This window comes from Alteromonas sp. 4NH20-0104 (genome assembly GCF_057547795.1).
Genome location: NZ_BAAJLP010000008.1, coordinates 1 through 22,052 on the forward strand (window position 1 = coordinate 1; position 22,052 = coordinate 22,052).

The following is a 22,052-nucleotide window of genomic DNA, read 5'->3' on the forward strand; positions in this document are numbered from 1 at the left end:
CACGCAGTGCTTATCCGGGACCCCCATCGTGCGACCGTAGAGTTAAAAAAGCACCGAATACAGCGCTAATCAAAGAAAGAACCGTCATCCCGGAAAGCACGCAGTGCTTATCCGGGATCTCCCTCGTACAACCGTAGAGTTAAAAAACGCACCGAATACAGCGCTAATCAAACAAAGAACCGTCATCCCGGAAAGCACGCAGTGCTTATCCGGGACCCCCTTCGTGCAACCGTAGAGTTAAAAAACGCACCGAATACAGCGCTAATAAAACAAAGAACCGTCATCCCGGAAAGCACGCAGTGCTTATCCGGGACCCCCATCGTCCAACCGTAGAGTTAAAAAAGCACCGAATACAGCGCTAATAAAACAAAGAACCGTCATCCCGGAAAGTACGCAGTGCTTATCCGGGACCCCCTTCGTGCAACCGTAGAGTTAAAAAGCGCACCGTACTAATCGCTAATCAAACAAAGAACCGTCATCCCGGAAAGTACGCAGTGCTTATCCGGGACCTCCCTCGTACAACCGTAGAGTTAAAAAGCGCACCGAATACAGCGCTAATAAAACAAAGAACCGTCATCCCGGAAAGCACGCAGTGCTTATCCGGGATCTCCCTCGTACAACCGTAGAGTTAAAAAACGCACCGAATACAGCGCTAATAAAACAAAGAACCGTCATCCCGGAAAGCACGCAGTGCTTATCCGGGACCCCCTTCGTGCAACCGTAGAGTTAAAAAGCGCACCGTACTAATCGCTAATCAAACAAAGAACCGTCATCCCGGAAAGCACACAGTGCTTGTCCGGGATCTCCCTCGTGTAACCGCAGAGTTAAACAGCGCTCTGTACCCATCGCTAATAAAACAAATACAGGAGGTTATACATTAAGGTTGTTTGCTTCATACTTTTGTCTAGAAATTGCCGTAACTTGGTAAACTTAAGCTATAGTTGTTACAAGGTTGTTATAACATTAAATTAAGAAGTTAATCGCTGTGAAAATTACAATTAGTCAGTTGGTTATAATCTGTATCGGAAGCCTGGCGCTGGGGCTTTTCCAATTATCTTTCGGCGTTGTGGCTTTTATTGTTGGCCTGCTATCTTGCGGGTTTACCTACTATGCGTCAAACAGTCAAAGTGACATCACAACCGACTCCCAACCGGTAGACTACGAGTATGCCCAAAAAGGAGAAAAGATTAGTCAGTCTGCCAGCCGCATTGCCATTGGTGGCGCCAACGTTTCGCATTTTCTGGATAAATTAACCTCAATGTTTAATCAGCAGGTTGCCAGTATCAAGGAGATTGCACAGCGCATTGAAAACATCGAGTCCGGAAATCAGCAGCTCGTTGAACATGCAACAATGGCTGAGGATAAAATTCAAACCTCTGACGAAATGACGCAACGAAGTCGCGAATTATTAACTAATCTGCTCGCCCAGCAGGCTACACTGATAAGCCAGATTAACGATTCCAAGTCGATGTTAGAAAACCTCAGAACCAGCGCAGAGTCTATCGGCAGTATTACGACTACCATAAACCAGCTTGCTGATCAGACAAATATGCTTGCTCTGAATGCTGCCATCGAAGCTGCCCGTGCCGGTGAGCAAGGGAGGGGGTTTGCTGTTGTTGCCGATGAAGTCAGGGATCTGGCAAAGAAAACTACCGATGCCACCCAGGGCATTGATGAGGTGTTGAGTGAAATAAATCAATGCAGTCAGAACTCGGTTAAAGCAATTGAAAAGGTTGCTAACGCCGGCGACGAGATGAGCCAGATGATTACCGAATCCTCAGAACTCGTTAAAGCGGCGAGTGAGGCTTCCAGTGCCGCAGCCAATTCGATGACGGTAATGAAAGAAACTGTTGATGAACACGGCGAAGCCAACAGAGGCATAAGTTCTAATGCTTTGCAGTTACACGAAAATACCCGCCACCTCGAAGCTGAACTTGGTGAAGTTTCTGAAAAAGTGTTGGCATTGAGTCACCAGACGGAAGATATCTTCCGCCAGTTACAAGTGTTTGATTTACACAACCGCAATGCTCAGGTACAGCGCATTGCTCAGGACACTGCCGCGAGAATTGGCAAATTATTCGAACAGGCAATCGAGCAGGGGCGTTTATCCCAACAGGCACTGTTCGATTTTAACTATCAGCCTGTTCCTAATACAAACCCGCAGAAATTTACCACCGGATTCGACAAGTTCACTGATGCCGAGCTGCCCTTACTCCAAGAACCCATTCTGGACCAAAATGATTTTATCATTTACGCCGGGGCGGTCGATGTTAATGGTTATTTCCCTACTCATAATAAAAAGTTCAGTCACAAAATGACCGGGAATTACGAAACAGATCTTGCAAAGAGTCGAACTAAACGAATATTTAATGATTACACCGGTTCTCGTTGTGGCAGTAATACCGAAAGCTTCCTGTTGCAAACGTATAAGCGTGATACTGGTGAGGTGATGCATGACTTGTCAGCACCTATTTTTGTGAATAACCGCCACTGGGGTGGATTTAGAATTGGTTATAAAGCAGACTGATAAGAATATTATGCGAGTAGAGAAGACCACTTAGCTTGTATAAGTGGTTTTTTTTTAACTAAACGAAATATAATTTTATGGTCACCGGTCTATAGTGGAAGTGATAACAATTATTTGACCCGATAGGAAAAGACAATGAAACAAGTAAATAAAAACGGTATTGCAAGTGCATTGGGCGCGGTTGTTTTGAGCTCGATGTCTTCTATGGCTATGGCTGATAAGGCTAACCCATTTGGTGCTCAACAGTTAGAATCTGGCTATATGCAGTTCGCCCCTGAAGGTAAATGTGGCGAAGGCAAATGCGGTGAAAGTAAAAAAGCCGAAAAAGAAGGCAAGTGTGGCGAAGGTAAATGCGGCGAAAGTAAAAAAGCCATGAAAGAAGGCAAGTGTGGCGAAGGCAAATGCGGCGAAAGTAAAAAAGCCATGAAAGAAGGCAAGTGTGGCGAAGGTAAATGCGGTGCAGATAAAAAAGCCATGAAAGAAGGTAAGTGTGGTGAAGGTAAATGCGGTGGCGATAAGAAAGCCAAAAAAGAAGGTAAATGTGGCGAAGGTAAATGCGGTGGTGCAGCTTAAGACGCTAACCTCAGGAGTCATTCATGGCCTTTAAGTTACAGGGCGCAGGCCTGGGTCTACGTAGGGAGATGCTCGAAGACGTCTTGCCCTGGTTACCTGGAAGTGTAGACTTCTGGGAAGTGGCGCCTGAGAACTGGATACCGCTTGGAGGTACATTCCGCGAGGATTTTAATCACTGCGTTAACCAGGCCGTGTTTACGACTCATGGTTTATCGTTATCTATCGGTGGTCCGGACCCCTTGGATCACCGGTTTTTGCATGAGCTTAAACAGTTTCTGGATCGGTATAACATAGCGTTGTACAGCGAACATTTGAGCTACTGTTGTGCAGACGGCCATTTATACGACTTAATGCCCGTACCTTTTACAGAGGAAGCGGTTAGTTACATTGCCGAACGGGTTAAAATTGTACAGGACATACTCGAACGACCGTTGGTGCTGGAAAACGTGTCTTACTATATTGCGCCGCATCAGCAACTTTCAGAGCTCGAGTTTATCAATGCTGTGCTGTCTGAAGCTAATTGCAAAATGCTCCTTGATGTCAATAACGTGTATGTAAATTCGATTAATCATCGATACGATCCCTATACCTTTATTGATGGCTTACCGTCTGAGCGAATTGTTTATGGGCACATTGCTGGCCATTACGAGGAGGCTGAAGACTTAAGGGTTGATACTCACGGCAGTGACGTGATTGAACCCGTCTGGGATCTGCTGGCGCATAGTTATCGAAAGCACCACGTGTTTCCGACCTTACTCGAACGGGATTTTAATATTCCCGCTTTAGACGTGCTGCTTGATGAAGTGCAGCGTATTAAACAGATCCAACAAAGTGTGCATGACAATAAGCAGCAGGGGGTCGCGTAATGACCCTGCAAATGCAGTTGCAGTCTTTTGCATGCAGCATACGGGAACCACAGGAATCGGTTGCTGAATCGGCCGACACCAAACGCCGCATGGATATTTACCGTTCATTGTTTTTTAACAATGTCGCCGGTTTTATTAAAAATGGTTTTCCGGTGCTGTACAGTTTGTATTCTGAAGGAGATTGGGAAACGCTGGTCAGGCGTTTTTTCACTGAACATCAGTGTTCCTCGCCCTACTTTATCCATATCAGCAAGGAGTTTGTTGAATACCTGGGCAACGAATACGAGCCGGCGAGCACTGACCCGCCCTTTATGGCTGAACTGGCTCATTATGAATGGCTCGAGCTAGCGCTCTCTGTAAGGGATGCGCAGCAGCCGGTAGATAAGTGGCTGCAGGAGACCTTGCCTGAACGATTTGCTGCTTCACCGCTAAGCGAGCTGGCGGCTTATCATTATCCGGTACATCAAATTAGCGCAGAGTTTCAGCCTGAATCCTCAGATACGCTTTATTACTATCTGCTTTATCGGGATGGGCAGCATCAGGTGCAATTTCAGCACATCACTGCACTGTCTGCTTTAGCCATACAGCTGCTAGGCAGTCAGCCATACAGTGTTGATTCGCTAATAGCGGCTATTCATGAACAGGCGCCACAGTTTGCTATTGAAACCCTTCATCAGGGACTCACACCGTTGCTAACTCAATGGTTATCCTGTGGTGCTGTTATCCCCATCGTTCCTGATTGAATATAGATAAAATGAATGCCCGGTTTTTCATCGGGCGTTATATTTGCACTGTCAATTTCCACGGCTTTCGATTACCATTTACCCCCTTTTTTAGCTTAACTATATTTGAGAATTTTCATGGCTGGTAACGAAGATTTTAAAGAAGTGTTTAATTGGTGGTATTTTCTGGCAATTGTAGTTGCGTTGGTAGCGTTCCCGCTCCTTCCTACGCTAGCAGGTATATTCACTTACCTGATTAAATAAATTCATGCTAAACAATAATTATAAAGGACAGGCATGAGCGCAGATTACATTAAATCAGTAGTAAAAACGGTGCCGGATTATCCAAAGCCCGGCATTGAATTTCGCGACGTCACAAGCGTTTTAGAAGATTACCAGGCGTTTAGTCAGTGTATCTCTATGTTGCTGGATAAATACCGTCCCTATGGCTTTAACAAAGTTGCTGGCACAGAAGCCCGCGGCTTTTTATTTGGCGCCCCTCTGGCGCTGGAACTTGGTGTAGGTTTTATTCCGGTACGCAAGCCTAACAAATTACCCCGTGACGTGCTGAGCGAAAGCTATGAGCTCGAATACGGCAAAGACACGCTGGAAATCCATAAAGATGCGATTAATCCTGGTGACAAGGTATTGTTAATCGACGATTTATTAGCGACCGGCGGCACTATTTCTGCTACCGCTAAACTGATCCGTAACCTTGGCGGCGTAGTCGAACACGCGGGTTTCGTTATCGGTTTACCGGCACTGCATGGCTATGAAAAGCTTGAAGCGCTGGGACTGGAACCGTATTGTATTTGTGAATTTGATGGCGAATAGGGACAACTAACGGTGGCATATCAGGTACTGGCAAGAAAATGGCGGCCGGGCAGATTTGCTGAACTGGTTGGCCAGGAGCACGTTGTTGCTGCGATCACCAATGCATTGGATAACGATCGTTTGCATCATGCGTACTTATTTACGGGGACCCGTGGGGTGGGTAAAACCACGATAGCGCGGATTTTCTCGAAAAGTCTAAACTGTGAGCAGGGGCAAAGTGCTAACCCCTGCGGTCAGTGCAGCACCTGTACTGAAATCGAGCAGGGTAATTACGTTGATTTACTCGAAATTGACGCCGCTTCACGAACCAAGGTTGAAGACACCCGCGAATTGCTCGACAACGTTCAGTACAGGCCTACCCGCGGTCGTTACAAAGTTTACCTCATAGACGAAGTGCACATGCTGTCTAAGCACAGCTTCAATGCCTTACTTAAAACACTGGAAGAGCCACCGCCGCACGTTAAATTTTTGCTGGCAACCACCGATCCACAAAAATTACCGATCACTATTTTATCACGCTGTCTGCAATTTAATTTAAAAGCGTTGTCGCGGGAGCAAATTGGTCGCCAATTGCAGCATATTCTGCAACAGGAACACATTGCCTTTGAAGACTCGGCCCTGGGGCTATTAGCCAAAGCGGCACAGGGCAGTATGCGTGACGCTTTAAGCCTCACCGATCAGGCCATTGCTCAGGGTAACAATCAGGTATCCGGTGCCATTGTCACCGATATGCTTGGCTTAATGGATCGCCAGCAACTGCTAAAAATCCTGTTTGCTATTGCTAAGAAGGATGCCGCTGAAGTGTTAAATCAGGCGGCAGAAATCGATGTGCTGGCGCCGGATTACAGCATTGTGCTTGCTGAACTGGCCAGTTTGCTACACCAGATGGCGCTCACGCAGTGGGTGCCGGAAGCCTGTAAGCTGGAGACCAATACTGCCAAAGCTATCTATCAGCTAGCCCGTCATTTCGCGCCTGAACAAGTGCAGTTACTTTACCAAATTGCTTTGCAGGGTCGAAAGGACATGCCCTTTGCCAATGATGCGCGCAGTGCATTTGAAATGACACTCCTGCGTATGATGACTTTCGCACCGGTTGAGCCGGTTGGCGAGCGGGAAACGGTTATCCAGCAAGCGCCGGCCGCTCCAGTGCCAGACGCAGGATCTCAAATAGTGTCAGCACCTGTTGCGCCCGATGCAGATGCTTCGGTGCACCAGGAGTCGGCTTCCTCTTTACCTACACCGGTAGAAGAGACTACGGAAACTGCAGAGCAACCCGGTCAACCTGATGAATCCCAACAGCTGGCCTCGCAGGCCGAGCAGTTGATGGATGAGGCGCATGATTATCGCCAGCAAAGTGAAGCTTTAAGACAGCCGTCATCCGAGCCGCCGCATTACGATGAGCCGCCTCTGGATGATGAGGCTTATCAGCAGTTCGATAATCCGCCGGACGATGAGCTACCGCCGCCAGAGGATTATCAGCCGGCCTATCCTATGGATGCGCAGCCACAATCAGAACCTGTGCAGCAAGAACCTCCGGGCTCAGTATCCAGTACCGCTGCGATGCTGGCATTACGTCAGCGTCTTAAGCAGCAAGCCGCGGAGGACAAAGCTGACGCTGCAAAAAAGCCGGCAACCAGTAACCGGGAGTTCAAGCCTTCGCTCGCAGCCAAAGCGGCTCAAAGTGATGAGCAGGCTCCTCAGACCGAGTCAGCCAGTACACCGCAAGCAACCCAAAGCGAAGACGTTCAGGTCAATAACGCTGCGCTCACCAATGATGAACCTCTGGCTCATCATGACGCCGAGACAGACACGCCGCCTCCCTGGGTGCTTGAAAACAGTCAGGATATGGCAGAAGAGCAAGGTCCGGTGTCAGTGCCGTCGGACGAGTCTGAACCGCAGAATCAGACTGCCGATAACGGCTATGATGACGCTGCCGCTAGTGGTGATCACCAGCCAGAGCCACAATCAACGCCAGCTTCAACAGTGGCTTACGATCCAAATCAGGCTGCTAACGTATCATTTGATACATACAGTAATTTGCCTGCTTACCTGGAAAATGGTGATAAGCTGCTCGCTGCCAGTCAAATCGATAAGTGGAGTGCACTGATTGAAGCAATGCCCATCGCGGGATTACTCAAGCAGGTCGCCTTGCATTCGTTGTTTGAGCGAAAGGAAGATCAGGTATTGCTCAGGCTCGACCCGGCGCAGCAGCACCTGGTCAACGAAACAACGGCTTCACAGTTATCGACTGCCATGTCAGAAGTGCTACAATCGCCGGTAACAGTGCAGTTAGAGTTTGCTGAGGTCGTCGATACACCTTTTCAGATTCAACAGCAAATTAATACAATGCGACAGCGTCATGCGCGCCAGGTTATTCAGTCTGATGAGGTTATCTGCTCTGTTGTGGGGGCATTTAATGCAAAAGTTCTGGAAGACAGTATCCAGCCGCGCTGAGTAGCGGTGTCGCAACTTATCAATTTTTTCTATTAGAGAGATACTATTATGTTCAAAGGCGGAATGGGCAACATCATGAAGCAGGCGCAGCAAATGCAAGAGCGCATGCAGAAAACCCAGGAAGAGCTGGCAAACCTTGAAGTGGTAGGCGAATCAGGTGCCGGTATGGTGAAAGTTACCATGACCTGTAACCACAATGTGCGCCGTGTGGAGATTGATGAGTCGTTGATGGAAGACGACAAAGACATGGTCGAAGATCTGGTTGCAGCAGCATTCAATGACGCCGCGCGTCGCGTAGCCGAAACGTCAAAAGAAAGAATGTCTGACGTTACCGGCGGCATGCCTCTGCCTCCTGGCTTCAAAATGCCGTTTTAATCAGCACGTGAAGTACAGTCCCTTATTGGCAGAGTTAGTCGATAGCTTAACCTGCTTGCCTGGCGTTGGGAACAAAACAGCCCAACGCATGGCGTTTCAATTGTTAGAGCGTAATCGTGAAGGCGGCAGAACGTTGAGCGCTGCCTTGCATAACGCTATGGAGCATATCGGTCACTGTAAGCAGTGCCGTAATTTTACCGAACATGAGTTATGCGAAATCTGTCAGCACCCTCAGCGCAGCGACAGTCAGCAGCTTTGCGTAGTGGAAAGTCCACAGGACGTGATGGCTATTGAACAAACCATGGCTTACAAAGGGACTTACTTTGTATTGATGGGGCACCTATCGCCCATCGATGGGGTAGGGCCTGCTGAAATTGGTCTGGATATCCTCGAAAAGCAAATCATTGAAGGGCAATATGCCGAAGTCATTCTGGCCACCAATCCTACAGTGGAAGGCGAAGCTACGGCCCACTATATCGGTCAGTTGTGTCAGAAGCACAATGTTTCAGCCAGTCGTATTGCTCACGGTGTGCCCATTGGTGGTGAGCTGGAGTACATCGATGGCAATACCCTGACCCATGCGTTTTCTGGTCGACGGGCACTCTGAGTACCGTCGAAACTGCTGCTAATAAGTCTGTCATTTACCACTTCTTTTTTATCTAACTGACAATTTTTTACGTTTTACCGTTGAATTTTCAGCTCTGAGACCTCACTTGTCTTGTTGAAAAATAATTAAACTGACTAGGAGACTCTGGTTTATGGCTGAAGTGGCCCATCAAGAAACTCATGGCTTTCAAACAGAAGTTAAACAACTTCTGCATTTGATGATCCATTCTCTTTATTCAAACAAGGAAATCTTTTTACGCGAGCTGGTTTCAAACGCAGCTGATGCGGCAGACAAACTCCGTTTTAACGCACTGGAAAACGATAGCCTGTACGAAAATGATGGCGATCTATGCGTAAAACTTAGTGTTGATAAGGAAGCGGGCACCATTACTATTAGCGATAACGGTATTGGTATGACTCGTGATGACGTGATTTCCAACCTGGGCACCATCGCAAAGTCCGGCACTAAAGATTTCTTTAGCAAACTGTCTGGCGACAGTGCTAAAGATTCACAGTTAATCGGTCAGTTTGGTGTAGGTTTCTATTCCTCGTTTATCGTTGCCGATAAAGTTGTGGTGCGTACTCGTGCCGCTGGCGAATCTGCCGACCAGGGCGTAGAGTGGATTTCTGCCGGTGAAGGTGATTTCACTGTTGGGGATATCGAAAAAGCCGAGCGCGGTACCGAAATAACCCTGTATCTGCGCGATGACGAGAAAGAGTTCGCCGATGACTGGCGCTTACGCTCTATTATCAGTAAGTATTCCGATCACATCAGTATCCCGGTTTGCATGTGGAAAGCGCCGGTAGAAGAGCAGGATGGTCCGGACGGTGAGAAGATCCCGGCCCAGCCAGGTGAATGGGAAACCGTGAACAAAGCCACGGCGCTATGGACTCGTGATAAATCTGAAATTACCGATGAAGAATACATCGAATTCTATCGCCATGTTTCACATGACTTTGCTGAGCCAATGAGCTGGGCGCATAACAAGGTGGAAGGTAAAACTGAATACACCAGCTTGTTATATATCCCGAGCAAAGCACCGTTTGATTTGTGGAACCGTGAACAAAGCCACGGGCTGAAACTTTACGTTCAACGTGTGTTCATTATGGACGATGCAGAGCAGTTTATGCCCACTTACCTGCGCTTTGTAAAAGGCTTACTGGACTCTAACGATTTACCACTTAATGTGTCCCGTGAAATCCTGCAGGACAACAAAATCACTCAGTCACTTCGTACCGGTTGTACCAAACGCGTGCTGCAAATGCTTGAGCGTATGGCGAAGAATGATGCTGAGAAATATCAGTTGTTCTGGAACGAATTTGGTAACGTGCTGAAAGAAGGCCCGGCTGAAGATTTCGCCAATAAAGAGAAGGTAGCAGGTCTGCTGCGATTCGCTTCAACCCATGCTGATAGCAGTGATCAAACTGTGTCACTGGCCGACTATATTGCCCGTATGAAAGACGGTCAGGACAAGATTTATTTTGTGACTGCCGATAGCTATCAGGCGGCCAAAAACAGTCCTCACCTGGAGATCTTTAAGAAGAAAGGCATTGAAGTACTGTTAATGGGTGAGCGCATTGATGAGTGGTTAATGCAGCATCTGACAGAGTTTGACGGTAAACAGCTTAAGTCGATTGCTCGTGGCGATCTGGACCTGGATGACCTGGAAGACGAAGAAAGTAAAAAGGCCCACGAAGAAGCTGAAAAGCAGGTTGAAGGTGTGTTAGAACGCGCTAAAACTGCACTGGGTGATAAGGTCATTGATGTTAAATTTACTCACCGCTTAACCGATTCACCGGCGGTGATTGTTGCTGACGATAACGGCATGACTACGCAAATGATGAAGCTGATGGAAGCGGCTGGACAACCGGTACCTGAAGTGAAATACCACTTCGAGTTAAACCCTGAGCATCAGTTAGTGAAATTACTGGCCGATGTGCAGGACGAGACCGTGTTTAATAGCTGGACGGAAGTTCTGTTTGATCAGGCCGCCCTTTCTGAGCAAGGCAGTCTTAAAGACCCGGCTTCTTTTGTGCGCAATCTGAACGGCTTATTAATGAGTCTGTCTAAGTAAGTTGTTACGGAAGTTTAAAATAAAACGGGCAGGGTATTACCTGCCCGTTTTTTTGTATCCGATAAAAGCGCTTTAGTGTCGACAACATTTACAGCTGGGGGTAACCCTGAGACGCCAGGCGATATATCAGCGATGTTTATACCGGATGTTTTGCAGGCTGATGGAGCAACTGATTAATCTCAGGAAATAGCAGGGATAAAGTTTGTCTGGCGATAGCGAAATCCCTTAGCGGTGGCATATGTTTAGCAGGGAAGCCATTTGCTGTTAATGATTTGTGTCGACATTGTTCAATAGTTCAATTTACATACGCTATTAGTCGTAAGACAGCGGACAACACAGGCTGAGCACTTGTCACGCCGAATGGTAGTGTGTAAAGTGCCTCACAGTTATGAAATAAATAAGCGGAGAGCGCAAATATGCGAATTATACTTCTCGGTGCACCGGGAGCCGGTAAGGGTACACAAGCGCAATTTTTAATGGGCAAATATGGTATCCCGCAAATTTCTACAGGTGACATGCTTCGTAGTGCAATTAAGGCCGGAACTGAAATGGGCTTAGCAGCAAAGAAAGTCATGGACGAAGGGAAATTAGTTTCCGACGATATCATTATTGGCCTGGTAAAAGAGCGTATTGCTCAGGATGACTGTAAAGACGGTTTCCTGCTCGATGGATTTCCTCGCACTATTCCTCAGGCGGATGCCATGAAGGAAGCCGGTGTGTCAGTTGATCACGTTATCGAGTTTGATGTACCTGACGATGTTATCGTGGATCGTATGGGCGGCCGTCGCGTTCACCCTGCATCGGGCCGTGTTTATCACGTAGTTTACAACCCGCCAAAAGCGGAAGGTAAAGACGACGTGACCGGAGAAGAACTGATCATTCGTGATGATGATAAAGAAGAAACCGTGCGCGCACGACTGGGTATTTACCATGAGCAAACACAGCCACTGGTAGACTATTACAGTGCTGAAGCGGCAGCAGGCAACTGTGAGTATCACAAGCTGGATGGTACTAAACCGGTTGAAACGGTTAGTCAGCAATTAGGTGAGCTGCTGGGGTAATCCGGCCTCCCGCCATAAAATCAAAGCCGCTGCCCCGCAGCGGCTTTTTTGTTTCTTCCGGGTTCCTGCCTGGGTCTGCGTGCAATCATTATTTTGCCCTCCAGCCGTTTCACTGTCACAATAAACACTCCTTATGTGAAGATAGTAGTGAAAAGATGATCGTACTTCCGGTTACTGCTTTTTATGCCAGCATTCTGGCATTTATCTATTTGTATATTAGTGCGTTGGTCATCATCCATCGGCGAAGCAACCGAATAGGCGTTGGTGATGGCGGCGACGAAGTGCTGCAGCGACTGATCCGCGTTCACGGTAATTTTGCAGAATATGTACCGCTGACGTTGCTGCTTCTGGCCATTCTGGAAATCAGCACTGAAATCCCCTGGCTCATTCATTTATTCGGCGCTTTGCTGGTCATTGGTCGGGTTTTACACGCTTACGGTCTTCGTCATTCCATGGGCGCTACCTGGCAAAGGGTCGCGGGCATGATGCTCACACTGATGTCGCTGTTCGGTCTGGCCAGCGCTAACCTGACACTGATTTACTGGTTACCCTTTTTATGAAATCGTTAACTCAATTAATCACCCCGGCGTGCCTGTTAGACCTAACCAGGTTCCGGCATAACTGTCGGCGGATGCAGGCAGTGGCAGAAGCTGAACAATTAACGTTACGCCCACATGTGAAAACCCTTAAATCTCTGCAGGCGGCCGAATATTATGCCCCTGCCTCGGGCCCGATCACGGTGTCAACACTGGCTGAAGCCGCGGCCTTCGCCAGCGCCGGATATACCGATATTCTCTATGCAGTGGGTCTTTCACCCAACAAATTTCCGCACTTAGCTGCCATACAACGACTGGCTCCGGATTTTACGGTCATAGCCGACAGCCTGGTTGCTGTGAACGCCTTAACTGATTACGCCAGCGAATTAACTTTACCTTTATCGGTGATGCTGGAAGTGGATGTGGATAATCACCGCGCTGGCCTCTTGCCTGACTCGAAGGAATTAATTGCTTGTGCCAGCACTTTGGCTGAGTCGCCTGATATTCACTTCCGCGGTATTATGACCCACGCCGGTGCTTCTTATGATTGTGATTCCAAAACGGCGCAGCAGGCTATGGGAAGGCAGGAATGTGAGCGGATATCGCAAGCCGCCACTCACCTGTTAAAGGCCGGTATACCTTGCGAACTGATTTCTGCGGGGTCAACCCCCACCGCTCTGGCCGACATAAAGCACACGGGCATTAATGAGCTTCGGGCTGGCGTATATGCCACTTTTGATTGTGTAATGGCCGGACTGGGCGTATGTGAAGCCAGTGATATAGCCCTATCGGTGCTAACTTCAGTTATTGGTCATCAGTTAGATAAAAACGAGGTGATTGTGGATGCAGGCTGGATGGCATTGTCACGCGATCAGGGGACGGCGTCTCACCAACAGGATTGTGGATACGGGCTGGTGTGTGATGAGCACGGCAAGCTTCTTGATGGCTGGTATGTGAGTGGTACCAATCAGGAGCACGGAATTATTCGCCACCGCGAAAACCTCACCCCGCCAGCGTCGATATTTGCTTACGGCAGCTTGCTGCGAATACTGCCCATTCACGCCTGCGCCACCGCAGCTCAGTATTCCAGGTACCATGTAATTGGCGAAGACGGTACCCTCTCGGATATCTGGTCGCGGGTGAATGGCTGGTAACAGGCTGACATATAGTCCCGAAACTTATACTTCATAACGCGGTTAATTAGGCAAAACCCCCACAGGGGGTTACACTTAAACTAACGTTGTTTTCTAGTTGCTGCCTTGATGAAGTTTCGCCAGCTATTATGTGGTATGTGTTTTTTCGGTTTGAGTATTGGGCTAACTTACGCTGATACACCCACGTTGGTGGTATTTACCGAAGTCTCCCCTCCTTATCAGTATCAGGGGGGCGACAGGGTAGAGGGCATTGCTACTGAGCGTGTTCGTAAAATTGTCGAACGCGCTGGCCTGAATGCAGAATTCAAACTGTTCCCGTGGGCCAGAGCGATGCTGAATGTTGAACGCTCCAGTCGCGCCCTGATTTACTCCATAGCAAAAACCCCCGAGCGGGAGGGCCAGTTTCACTGGATAGCACCCGTAGCGAAATTCAATCTGAGTATTCTGACGCTGGCCAACAGCAATCATATTCAACTCGATTCTGGGTTAAATTTAACGGGCTTATCGGCAGCAGCGCAGCGCGATGACATCGCCGAGACGTGGCTGCTGTCCAAAGGGCTGGAGGAAGGTCATAACCTGCTGGTATGCGCCGATATTCTGTGTTCCTGGCAACAGTTAAAACTTGGTACTGTTGATTTTATTATTGAAGATCCTGTTCTGATCGAGAGTACTGCAAACCTGGCAGGTCTGCAGGCCTCCGATATTAAAGTGGTGCAGCCCATTCCTGAATTAGCCGTTGTGGCTTATCTGGCGGCTAATGGCAACATGGATCCTAAGCTGGTGAAGCGTCTGCAGGAGGCGGCCCGGGAGCTGGGCTATGAGTAGCTTAAATAAAAAAGGCTACGGTAAAGTAGCCTGATTGTCTTTGGTTAATTAACCTTTGTGACGCTCTCTGAGTACATTCACCGCATCAGAGACCGACATATCACAGGCCTGTAATAGCACGGTTAAGTGATAGAGCAGGTCAGCGGCTTCATTACGCAATTCCTCTTTATCCATTACAGTGGCAGCCAGCGCCGTTTCCACGCCTTCTTCTCCCACTTTTTGCGCAATACGCTTTATGCCTTTGCTGTACAGACTAGCCGTGTAGCTTGACTCCGGATCGGCCGATTTACGCGCTGCCAGTACTCGCTCCAGATCGCCAACAAAGGTGTAATCGGCAACGTCGCCATCAAACCAGCAGCTTTCTGCGCCGGTGTGGCAGGTCGGACCGTTAGGGTGGGCCAACACCAGTAACGAATCGTCATCGCAATCACTGCTCACGCTGACCAAATCCAGCGTGTTGCCGGAGGTTTCGCCTTTTTGCCATAAGCGCTGCTTAGAGCGACTGAAAAAGGTGACTTTGCCGCTGGTCAACGTGAGCTCGAGCGCTTGAGGGTTCATGTAACCCTGCATTAATACTTTACCGGTCACCGCATCCTGCACAATGGCAGGCAGCAGGTTATCCATTTTCTGCCAGGCTAGCTGGCTCTGAGTGTCTTGATTAATCTTCATAGTTGATTCCTTACGCACCCACAGTGTAACGCTGGCGCATGGGGACACCTGCATCGACCAGAGTCGCCTTTAATTCGTCGATGTTGATAATGCCTTTATGGAACACTGAAGCGGCCAGCGCGCCGTCTACATCCGCTTGCTTAAACACGTCGGTAAAGTGTTCAATGGCTCCGGCACCACCGGAGGCTATCAGCGGGATATTGCAGACCTCACGAACCGCCGTCAGCTGCGCCAGATCATAGCCTTTGCGCACACCGTCCTGATTCATACAGTTCAGTACAATTTCGCCAGCACCCCGTGACTGCACTTCTTTAATCCAGTCCAGAGTCTGCCAGGCAGTTTGCTGGGTGCGGCTTTCATCACCGGTAAACTTGTATACCTCGTACTGATTGTTCGCTTCGTTATAAAAGCTGTCGATGCCAATCACCACACATTGCTGACCGTAGACGTCATGCAGTTCATTAATCAGTTCCGGGTTGGTCAGAGCCGGTGAGTTTATCGAAATCTTATCAGCACCCATTTCCAGAATGCGTCCGGCATCTTCTACCGATTTAATACCGCCTGCCACGCAAAATGGAATGTCAATTACCTGGGCAATACGGCTGACCCAGCTTTTGTCCACTACGCGCTGATCAGAGCTGGCGGTGATATCATAAAACACCAGTTCATCGGCACCGGCCTTAGCATATTGCTCCGCCAGTGGGACAATATCGCCAATGATTTCGTGATTACGAAACTGAACGCCTTTTACGACTTTGCCGTCGCGTACGTCCAGACAAGGAATTATCCGTTTTGCCAGCATGCGATCGCCTCCTCAACGGTAAATTTACCTTCCAGTAATGCCCGGCCTAAAATGACGCCGCCCACACCGGTAGGACGCAGGGCACGAATATCATCGAGCCCGCCAATGCCGCCAGAGGCCTGCCAGGAGACGTTAGGGAACTGTTTGCTTACTTCGGTATACAGTTCAACGTTTGAACCCTGCAGGGTGCCGTCACGGCTGATGTCTGTGCACAGCACGTGTTTAGCATCCACTTCGGCAAAGGCTTCGAGGATTTGCTCCAGTGACACGCCGGAATTCTCCTGCCAGCCATGGGTCGCAATAAACTTATTGCCGTCATCGTCGATGTTAATATCCAGCGCCAAGACAATGTGCTCAGGCCCGTACTGTTTTACCCAGCTTTTTACCAGCTCAGTTTGTTTTACTGCCAGCGAGCCAATGACTACACGGCTAACACCAGACTCAAGTAACTGGGCGACTTCGCGCTCTTCACGAATGCCACCGCCAGACTGGAATTTCATTCGCTTGGTATCCACCATGGCGCGAATCAGTTCCAACTGACGTTTGTCGGTGTCTTTGGCACCGGTGAGGTCAACAATGTGTAACCACTCGGCACCCTGATCAGCATAGCTGTGTACTACCTCAACCGGGTCTAGGGTGTACTGGGTTTTTTGGTTATAGTCGCCCTGGTACAGTCGCACCACGGCGCCGTCGATTAAATCGATAGCAGGTATAATCATGATTATAGGTTCACAAAGTTGGTTAACAGTTGCGCGCCGGCTTCACCTGAACGCTCAGGGTGGAATTGCACCCCAAAGAAATTATTGTGCTGGATGGCTGCAGAAAACGTCTGGCCGTACTCGCAGCTCGCCAGGGTGTGCTCATAAACCGGCACTGCAAAGCTGTGCACAAAATAAAAATAGGTGCCTTCGCCTAACCCTTTAAACAGTGGTGAGTCGCCGACCGGGCGAATAGTATTCCAGCCCATGTGCGGTAAGCGCAACTCGCCAGCCTGCATACGTTTTACATGGCCGGGTAATAGTTTTAAGCAGTCGATAGTACCGGTTGTGGCTTCATCAGATTGCTCAACCATAAGCTGCATGCCTAAGCACACACCCAGTACCGGCTGCGTTAACGCTTGCAGCGTCGGAATAAGCTGTTTGGCAGTAATGCTGGTCATGGCTGCACCTGCTGCGCCAACGCCGGGTAAAAATACCTTATCGGCACCTTTAATAACCGCCGGATCATCCGATACCGTTACACTGACACCCAGACGCTCAAGGGCAAATTTAACCGAGGAAATATTGGCGCAACCGGTGTTAACAATAACAATGGTTTGCTGGGTCATTACAGGGCTCCTTTACTGCTTGGCAGGGCATCACCCGAACGGGTAATTGCCTGACGCAAGGCCCGGCCAAATACCTTAAACAGGCTCTCTACCTGATGGTGAGCATTGCCTTCGCTGGTGGATAAGTGCAGCGACAGGCCCATGCTTTGTGCCAGTGAGTAAAAGAAGTGCTCAACCATCTCGGTGGCCATTTCGCCAACCTGATCACGGCTGAATTTGGCATCAAACTTCAGATAAGGGCGATTGGAAATGTCCATAATACATTCGGCGCGACACTCATCCATCGGCAAAGCAAAGCCAAAACGGCCAATGCCACGCTTATTACCCAGTGCTTTTTTAAGCGCTTCACCTAACGCCAGTGCAGTGTCTTCTACACTGTGGTGATCGTCGATATGCAGATCGCCATCGGTTTTGAGTTGCAGCTCAAAGCCCCCGTGGGTGGCTATTTGGTCGAGCATATGGTCGAAAAAGCCCATGCCGGTGGCAATAGTCGATTTTGCCGCAGAGTCTAAATCAACGCGCACGTGTATACTGGTTTCAGAAGTGGTGCGGGTGACTTCGGCAATGCGGGAAGACGCCAGCAATTGCTTTTCAATAACCGGCCAGTTAACGCCGTCACGGCTGTACTGAATCCCTTTAATCCCCATGTTATCGGCCAGTTGCATGTCAGTCATGCGATCGCCAATCACATAGGAGCGGGTAAAGTCGACCTTGCCCTGCTGCAGATAATCTTTAACCAGTCCCAGCTTTGGCTTGCGGCAGGAGCAGTTGTCTTCATCAAAATGCGGGCAAATGAGTACATCGTCAAAGGTCACGCCCTGGCTTTCAAACACCGCCATCATGGCATTGTGGGGCAGGTCGAAATCGGCCTGCGGAAAGCTGTCGGTACCCAGGCCATCCTGATTGGTAACCATTACCAGTCTGAAGCCAGCGGCTTTCAGTTTCAATAACACCGGGATCACCTGGGGTTCGAAGACCAGTTTTTCCAGACTGTCGAGTTGCTTGTCGATAGGTGGCTCTTCTACCAGAGTGCCGTCACGGTCGATAAATAAAATAGCTTGCTGGCTCACAATGATGCTCCCGCTTGCTCAAAATAAGCGTCTAATAAGGAAAGTAAACGCTGATTCTGTTCAGCGCTGCCAAGAGTTACCCGCAGGCAGTTTTGCAGGTTAAGTTGTTTGGATTGATCGCGAATAAGCATGCCCTGACTCACCAGGTATTGCATGATCTGCGCGCAATGGCTGTGGCGGAACAAAATATAGTTGGCTTTTACATCACCCACCAGTTCCACGCCGGGCCGTTTGGCCAGCTCCGCCTGCAGCGTAGTGCGCTGTTCATTTAAAAACGCCACCTGTTGCTGCATTCGCGCAATATTGTCAGGCGTTAGCGCCTGCGCCACAATTTGCGCCACCGGTGCCGGAATAGGGTAAGGGGCGATGACTTTCAGTAATGCCTGAATAATCGCTTCGCTGGCGATAGTAAAACCACAGCGTAAACCGGCCAGGGCAAAGGCTTTGGAAAGCGTACGTAATACCACCAGGTTAGGGTAAGTTGCCAGCTCAGTTGCCCAGGTGTTTTCGATATCAAACTCAATGTAGGCTTCGTCTACCACTACCAGAGCGGTGTCGGCAAAATGCTCAAGTACCGCAGTTAAGTCAGCTTTGCTCACCTGGGTACCGGTGGGGTTGTTAGGCGCGCAGATAAACACCAGGTTAACGTTTTCGGTGGCGCAAATCCCGTCCACATCCAGGCTGAAATCGTCGTTTAACGGCACCCGTTTAATGCCCACATCACAGGCTTCCGCACTGATGGCATACATGCCATAGGTAGGTGGGCAAATCAGAATATTGTCTTCACCCGGGGTACAAAAGGTACGAATTAACAGCTCGATGCCTTCATCGGCACCGCGTGTAACAATCAGTTGTGTTTTATCTACCCCGGCGTAGCTTGCATAGCCGTTAATCACACTGTCGGGCTGACAGGAGGGATAGCGGTTAAAATTACTGGCATCAATATCGTAAGGGTTGGCAAAAGGCGATTCGTTGGCGTTGAGCCAGTCCTGACCACCGGAAAATAACCGGCGCGCTGATTCATAGGGTTTCAGCGGCACCAGATTGGCGTTGATTAAAGTATCAACCAGTTTGCTCGTCATAGCGGTCTCTGTAAGTTAATCGTTTTGCTTGTTCAATTTATCCAGGCGAAAGCCAACCGCGTTGCGGTGAGCATCAAGCCCTTCGGCATCGGCCAGTTGCATAATGGCCGGGCCTAAATTGCGCATGCCGTCTTCACTGAGCTCCTGAATAGTGTAGCGGCGCATAAAGTCCAGCAATCCCAGACTGGAGTAATTTCTGGCGTAGCCATACGTAGGTAAAACGTGGTTGGTACCAGAGGCATAGTCGCCGGCGCTTTCTGGCGACCAGGGACCTAAAAATACTGAGCCAGCATGCTTAATCAGCGGCAGCAAGCCCCGGGCATTATCACACTGCACAATTAAGTGTTCTGGCGCGTACTGGTTACTAACCGCGATGGCTTCATTGATCGTGTCGGTAACAATGTACCTTGCGTTTTCCATGGCTTTGCTGGCGATGCTGTTTCGCGACAACGCTTCCAGCTGTTTGGTGACGGCCACTTCAACAGCTTCAATAAGTGTTGCACTGTTAGTTACCAGGATGGCCTGAGAGTCCGGCCCGTGCTCAGCCTGTGATAGCAGATCGGACGCCACAAAATCGGCATCGGCGCTGTCATCAGCCAGCACCAAAACTTCTGATGGACCCGCAGGCATATCAATCGCGGCACCATCGGCACGCTGACTGACCTGTTGTTTAGCTTCAGTCACAAAACTGTTACCGGGGCCGAAGATCTTATCGACTTTGGTGATAGTCTCGGTGCCAAACGCCATGGCCGCGATAGCCTGGGCACCACCACAAAGATAAATTTCACCAATGCCACAGCATTTGGCCGCGTAGGCAATTTCCGGGGCAATTTCCTGTTCAGCATTGGGCGGTGTGCACAGTACCTTGCGCTCACAACCGGCTACCAGAGCGGGTACCCCCAGCATCATCACGGTGGAGGGCAGTGGTGCACTGCCGCCAGGAATATATAAGCCTACGGCTTCCAGCGCCGTAAAGCGCTGTTCGCAGACCACGCCTGGCGTAGTGGTCAAACGGATATCCTGAGGATATTGTGCCTCATGGAATTGCTTTACATTGGCAAAAGCGGTCTGAATCGCGCTTTGCACTTGTGGCGTTACTCGCTGCGCCAGTTCGTCACGTTTTTCAACACTAAGTTTTAAACTGTTTAGTGCCGGTGAGTCAAAGCGGCGGGTAAATTCCAGCACTGCGTCGTCGCCACGCTGTTGCACGGCTGCCAGGATATCGGCCACTGTAGCTTTGAGTCTGGCGCTGTCGGCCATGGCCGGGCGGGCCAGGGCTGCAACTTGTTCAGCGGTAGTCAGAGTAGACCAGTTAATCATAAGATTAGCCTCGCATTAACCCATCATTTTTTCGATTGGCATAACCAGGATTGAGCTGCAACCCAGCGCCTTAAGTTTTTCCATGGTTTCCCAGAACAGGTTTTCCGGGCTGACCACATGAATAGCTACGGTGTCGTCGCTACCTGCCAGTGGCAGTACCGTTGGGTTTTCAGCGCCGGGTAATAAACTTTTAACCTGTTCCAGGTAGGCTTTGGGTGCGTGAAGCATAATGTATTTGCTTTCTTTGGCCTGAATGACACCGTCAATACGCGGTACCAAGCGGTTAATCAGGGCGGCTTTTTCTTCGGTCAGTTCGCCGTCTGCACGTTGAATCAAAACCGCTTTTGAGCGGAAAATGACTTCTTCTTCCTGCAAACCATTGGCCTCCAGGGTGGCACCGGTAGACACCAAATCGCAAATGGCATCAGCAACCCCAGCACGAGGCGCTACTTCTACGGAACCGGTCAGCATGACCGCTTTGGCGTTAATGCTTTGCTCTTTGAAATAACGCTCGAGTAAATAGGGATAGGTAGTCGCTACCTTTTTGCCGGCCAGAGACGCTGCGCCGGTATAGTCCATCTCGGTAGGCACGGCGAGGGATAAACGGCAACCGCCGTAATCAAGGCGACGCAGCACTTCGAAGTCGGCTGGTTTGCCCGCGGCCTGGCGCTCAAGCATTTTTTCTTCCAGCTCGTTTTCACCGATAAAGCCCATATCCACTACACCGTCCATAACCAGGCCCGGAATATCATCGTCGCGGACTCGCAGCAGGTCGATATTTTCGTTGGTAGAATGGGCAATCAGCAGGCGATCGCGAATGTTAAGTTTGATGCCTATAGCTTTAAGAAGTGCAATGCTGTCGTCGCTCAAGCGACCGGATTTTTGAATTGCAATTCGCAGTCTGCTGCTGTTATCACTCATGGTGATGGTCCTCTAATTAGTCCTGAATTTGTGCGCCATTAACGAAAAACCCCCGGAAGTTTCCTTCCGGGGGTCGATATTTGGTATCTGCGCCACTGGAAGGAGAACAACAACCTTCCAGCACAAACCTGAAAGGTTATGCTTTATGATGGTGGTGATGAATGGCGGCGCGTTTAATCATGTATAAAATTTGGTTCAATAATTTAGACGCGCAAACAATAGCCAAGACGCGCAGTCATTGCAAGCGTTTTGC

The 22,052-nt window shown here is 49.3% G+C and carries 21 protein-coding genes and 1 other annotated feature; of the genes, 13 read left to right on the forward strand and 8 right to left on the reverse strand.

Annotated elements, in window-relative coordinates; genetic code table 11:
- Positions 1-985: 985 nt before the first annotated feature.
- From AC27IB_RS07420 to AC27IB_RS07480, 13 genes are all read left to right on the forward strand, one after another.
- On the forward strand, positions 986-2,527 hold the full coding sequence (locus AC27IB_RS07420; RefSeq protein ID WP_296050403.1) for a methyl-accepting chemotaxis protein: 1,542 nt from the start codon (positions 986-988) through the stop codon (positions 2,525-2,527).
- 135 nt (positions 2,528-2,662) lie between these two features.
- Positions 2,663-3,100 (forward strand): HvfA family oxazolone/thioamide-modified RiPP metallophore, encoded by a 438-nt coding sequence (locus tag AC27IB_RS07425; protein ID WP_487119985.1) that lies wholly within the window; start codon positions 2,663-2,665, stop codon positions 3,098-3,100.
- Positions 3,101-3,123: 23 nt separating this feature from the next.
- Positions 3,124-3,966, forward strand: a complete 843-nt coding sequence (locus tag AC27IB_RS07430; protein ID WP_296050398.1) for an HvfB family MNIO-type RiPP peptide maturase — start codon at positions 3,124-3,126, stop codon at positions 3,964-3,966.
- Entirely contained in the window at positions 3,966-4,709 is a 744-nt protein-coding gene (locus AC27IB_RS07435) for an HvfC family RiPP maturation protein (protein ID WP_487119987.1), read from the forward strand. Before AC27IB_RS07430 ends, AC27IB_RS07435 begins: the two co-directional genes overlap by 1 nt.
- Before the next feature lie 276 nt (positions 4,710-4,985).
- On the forward strand, positions 4,986-5,522 hold the full coding sequence (gene apt, locus AC27IB_RS07440) for an adenine phosphoribosyltransferase (protein WP_296050393.1): 537 nt from the start codon (positions 4,986-4,988) through the stop codon (positions 5,520-5,522).
- 12 nt (positions 5,523-5,534) lie between these two features.
- Positions 5,535-7,976 (forward strand): DNA polymerase III subunit gamma/tau, encoded by a 2,442-nt coding sequence (gene dnaX / locus AC27IB_RS07445; RefSeq protein WP_487119989.1) that lies wholly within the window; start codon positions 5,535-5,537, stop codon positions 7,974-7,976.
- Positions 7,977-8,024: 48 nt separating this feature from the next.
- Positions 8,025-8,351 carry a YbaB/EbfC family nucleoid-associated protein gene (locus AC27IB_RS07450; RefSeq protein WP_279318504.1) on the forward strand — a complete coding sequence of 109 codons (327 nt, stop codon included), beginning with the start codon at positions 8,025-8,027 and terminating at the stop codon, positions 8,349-8,351.
- A gap of 7 nt (positions 8,352-8,358) precedes the next feature.
- Positions 8,359-8,958 carry a recombination mediator RecR gene (gene recR, locus AC27IB_RS07455; RefSeq protein ID WP_296050382.1) on the forward strand — a complete coding sequence of 200 codons (600 nt, stop codon included), beginning with the start codon at positions 8,359-8,361 and terminating at the stop codon, positions 8,956-8,958.
- Positions 8,959-9,109: 151 nt separating this feature from the next.
- A complete protein-coding gene (htpG, locus tag AC27IB_RS07460) occupies positions 9,110-11,032 on the forward strand; it encodes a molecular chaperone HtpG (protein ID WP_487119992.1) in 1,923 nt (640 codons plus the stop codon).
- A 416-nt stretch (positions 11,033-11,448) separates the two neighbouring features.
- The gene (gene adk, locus AC27IB_RS07465; protein ID WP_296050379.1) at positions 11,449-12,093 is read left to right on the forward strand and encodes an adenylate kinase; all 645 of its coding nucleotides are present in this window, start codon (positions 11,449-11,451) and stop codon (positions 12,091-12,093) included.
- 155 nt (positions 12,094-12,248) lie between these two features.
- The gene (locus AC27IB_RS07470) at positions 12,249-12,653 is read left to right on the forward strand and encodes an MAPEG family protein (RefSeq protein WP_487119994.1); all 405 of its coding nucleotides are present in this window, start codon (positions 12,249-12,251) and stop codon (positions 12,651-12,653) included.
- Positions 12,650-13,783 (forward strand): alanine racemase, encoded by a 1,134-nt coding sequence (locus AC27IB_RS07475; protein WP_487119996.1) that lies wholly within the window; start codon positions 12,650-12,652, stop codon positions 13,781-13,783. Before AC27IB_RS07470 ends, AC27IB_RS07475 begins: the two co-directional genes overlap by 4 nt.
- A 150-nt stretch (positions 13,784-13,933) precedes the next feature.
- Positions 13,934-14,608, forward strand: a complete 675-nt coding sequence (locus AC27IB_RS07480; RefSeq protein WP_487119998.1) for a transporter substrate-binding domain-containing protein — start codon at positions 13,934-13,936, stop codon at positions 14,606-14,608.
- A gap of 48 nt (positions 14,609-14,656) precedes the next feature.
- On the opposite strand, the gene hisIE is transcribed toward AC27IB_RS07480, so the two are convergent.
- From hisIE to hisG, 8 genes are read right to left on the reverse strand one after another with little or no spacing between them, the layout of a single operon-like run.
- Positions 14,657-15,277 (reverse strand): bifunctional phosphoribosyl-AMP cyclohydrolase/phosphoribosyl-ATP diphosphatase HisIE, encoded by a 621-nt coding sequence (hisIE, locus tag AC27IB_RS07485; protein ID WP_487120000.1) that lies wholly within the window; start codon positions 15,275-15,277, stop codon positions 14,657-14,659.
- A 10-nt stretch (positions 15,278-15,287) separates the two neighbouring features.
- Positions 15,288-16,079: an imidazole glycerol phosphate synthase subunit HisF gene (hisF, locus tag AC27IB_RS07490; protein ID WP_296050363.1), complete on the reverse strand. Its 792-nt coding sequence runs from the start codon at positions 16,077-16,079 to the stop codon at positions 15,288-15,290.
- Complete coding sequence (gene hisA / locus AC27IB_RS07495) at positions 16,061-16,798, reverse strand: 1-(5-phosphoribosyl)-5-[(5-phosphoribosylamino)methylideneamino]imidazole-4-carboxamide isomerase (protein WP_123324254.1); 738 nt, start codon at positions 16,796-16,798, stop codon at positions 16,061-16,063. Before hisA ends, hisF begins: the two co-directional genes overlap by 19 nt.
- A 2-nt stretch (positions 16,799-16,800) precedes the next feature.
- Positions 16,801-17,406: an imidazole glycerol phosphate synthase subunit HisH gene (gene hisH, locus AC27IB_RS07500; RefSeq protein ID WP_296050357.1), complete on the reverse strand. Its 606-nt coding sequence runs from the start codon at positions 17,404-17,406 to the stop codon at positions 16,801-16,803.
- Complete coding sequence (hisB, locus tag AC27IB_RS07505; RefSeq protein ID WP_296050354.1) at positions 17,406-18,476, reverse strand: bifunctional histidinol-phosphatase/imidazoleglycerol-phosphate dehydratase HisB; 1,071 nt, start codon at positions 18,474-18,476, stop codon at positions 17,406-17,408. Before hisB ends, hisH begins: the two co-directional genes overlap by 1 nt.
- Entirely contained in the window at positions 18,473-19,558 is a 1,086-nt protein-coding gene (gene hisC, locus AC27IB_RS07510; protein ID WP_487120003.1) for a histidinol-phosphate transaminase, read from the reverse strand. The genes hisB and hisC overlap by 4 nt, the downstream gene beginning before the upstream one ends.
- Before the next feature lie 15 nt (positions 19,559-19,573).
- Entirely contained in the window at positions 19,574-20,878 is a 1,305-nt protein-coding gene (gene hisD, locus AC27IB_RS07515; RefSeq protein WP_487120005.1) for a histidinol dehydrogenase, read from the reverse strand.
- A gap of 15 nt (positions 20,879-20,893) precedes the next feature.
- Positions 20,894-21,799, reverse strand: coding sequence for an ATP phosphoribosyltransferase (hisG, locus tag AC27IB_RS07520; RefSeq protein WP_487120007.1), 906 nt, complete (start codon positions 21,797-21,799; stop codon positions 20,894-20,896).
- Between the two features lie 41 nt (positions 21,800-21,840).
- Positions 21,841-21,960 (reverse strand) — a sequence feature (His leader region).
- Between the last annotated feature and the right edge of the window lie 92 nt (positions 21,961-22,052).

Excerpts from the sequence above, each read along its gene's own strand:
- AC27IB_RS07430 (WP_296050398.1), top strand. The coding sequence starts at position 3,124 with ATGGCCTTTAAGTTACAGGGCGCAGGCCTGGGTCTACGTAGGGAGATG.
- AC27IB_RS07475 (WP_487119996.1), top strand. The coding sequence starts at position 12,650 with ATGAAATCGTTAACTCAATTAATCACCCCGGCGTGCCTGTTAGACCTA.
- hisIE (WP_487120000.1), bottom strand. The coding sequence starts at position 15,277 with ATGAAGATTAATCAAGACACTCAGAGCCAGCTAGCCTGGCAGAAAATG.
- hisF (WP_296050363.1), bottom strand. The coding sequence starts at position 16,079 with ATGCTGGCAAAACGGATAATTCCTTGTCTGGACGTACGCGACGGCAAA.
- hisH (WP_296050357.1), bottom strand. The coding sequence starts at position 17,406 with ATGACCCAGCAAACCATTGTTATTGTTAACACCGGTTGCGCCAATATT.
- hisG (WP_487120007.1), bottom strand. The coding sequence starts at position 21,799 with ATGAGTGATAACAGCAGCAGACTGCGAATTGCAATTCAAAAATCCGGT.
- hisA (WP_123324254.1), bottom strand. The coding sequence starts at position 16,798 with ATGATTATACCTGCTATCGATTTAATCGACGGCGCCGTGGTGCGACTG.
- hisD (WP_487120005.1), bottom strand. The coding sequence starts at position 20,878 with ATGATTAACTGGTCTACTCTGACTACCGCTGAACAAGTTGCAGCCCTG.
- AC27IB_RS07435 (WP_487119987.1), top strand. The coding sequence starts at position 3,966 with ATGACCCTGCAAATGCAGTTGCAGTCTTTTGCATGCAGCATACGGGAA.
- AC27IB_RS07450 (WP_279318504.1), top strand. The coding sequence starts at position 8,025 with ATGTTCAAAGGCGGAATGGGCAACATCATGAAGCAGGCGCAGCAAATG.
- hisC (WP_487120003.1), bottom strand. The coding sequence starts at position 19,558 with ATGACGAGCAAACTGGTTGATACTTTAATCAACGCCAATCTGGTGCCG.
- adk (WP_296050379.1), top strand. The coding sequence starts at position 11,449 with ATGCGAATTATACTTCTCGGTGCACCGGGAGCCGGTAAGGGTACACAA.
- AC27IB_RS07470 (WP_487119994.1), top strand. The coding sequence starts at position 12,249 with ATGATCGTACTTCCGGTTACTGCTTTTTATGCCAGCATTCTGGCATTT.
- AC27IB_RS07425 (WP_487119985.1), top strand. The coding sequence starts at position 2,663 with ATGAAACAAGTAAATAAAAACGGTATTGCAAGTGCATTGGGCGCGGTT.
- htpG (WP_487119992.1), top strand. The coding sequence starts at position 9,110 with ATGGCTGAAGTGGCCCATCAAGAAACTCATGGCTTTCAAACAGAAGTT.
- apt (WP_296050393.1), top strand. The coding sequence starts at position 4,986 with ATGAGCGCAGATTACATTAAATCAGTAGTAAAAACGGTGCCGGATTAT.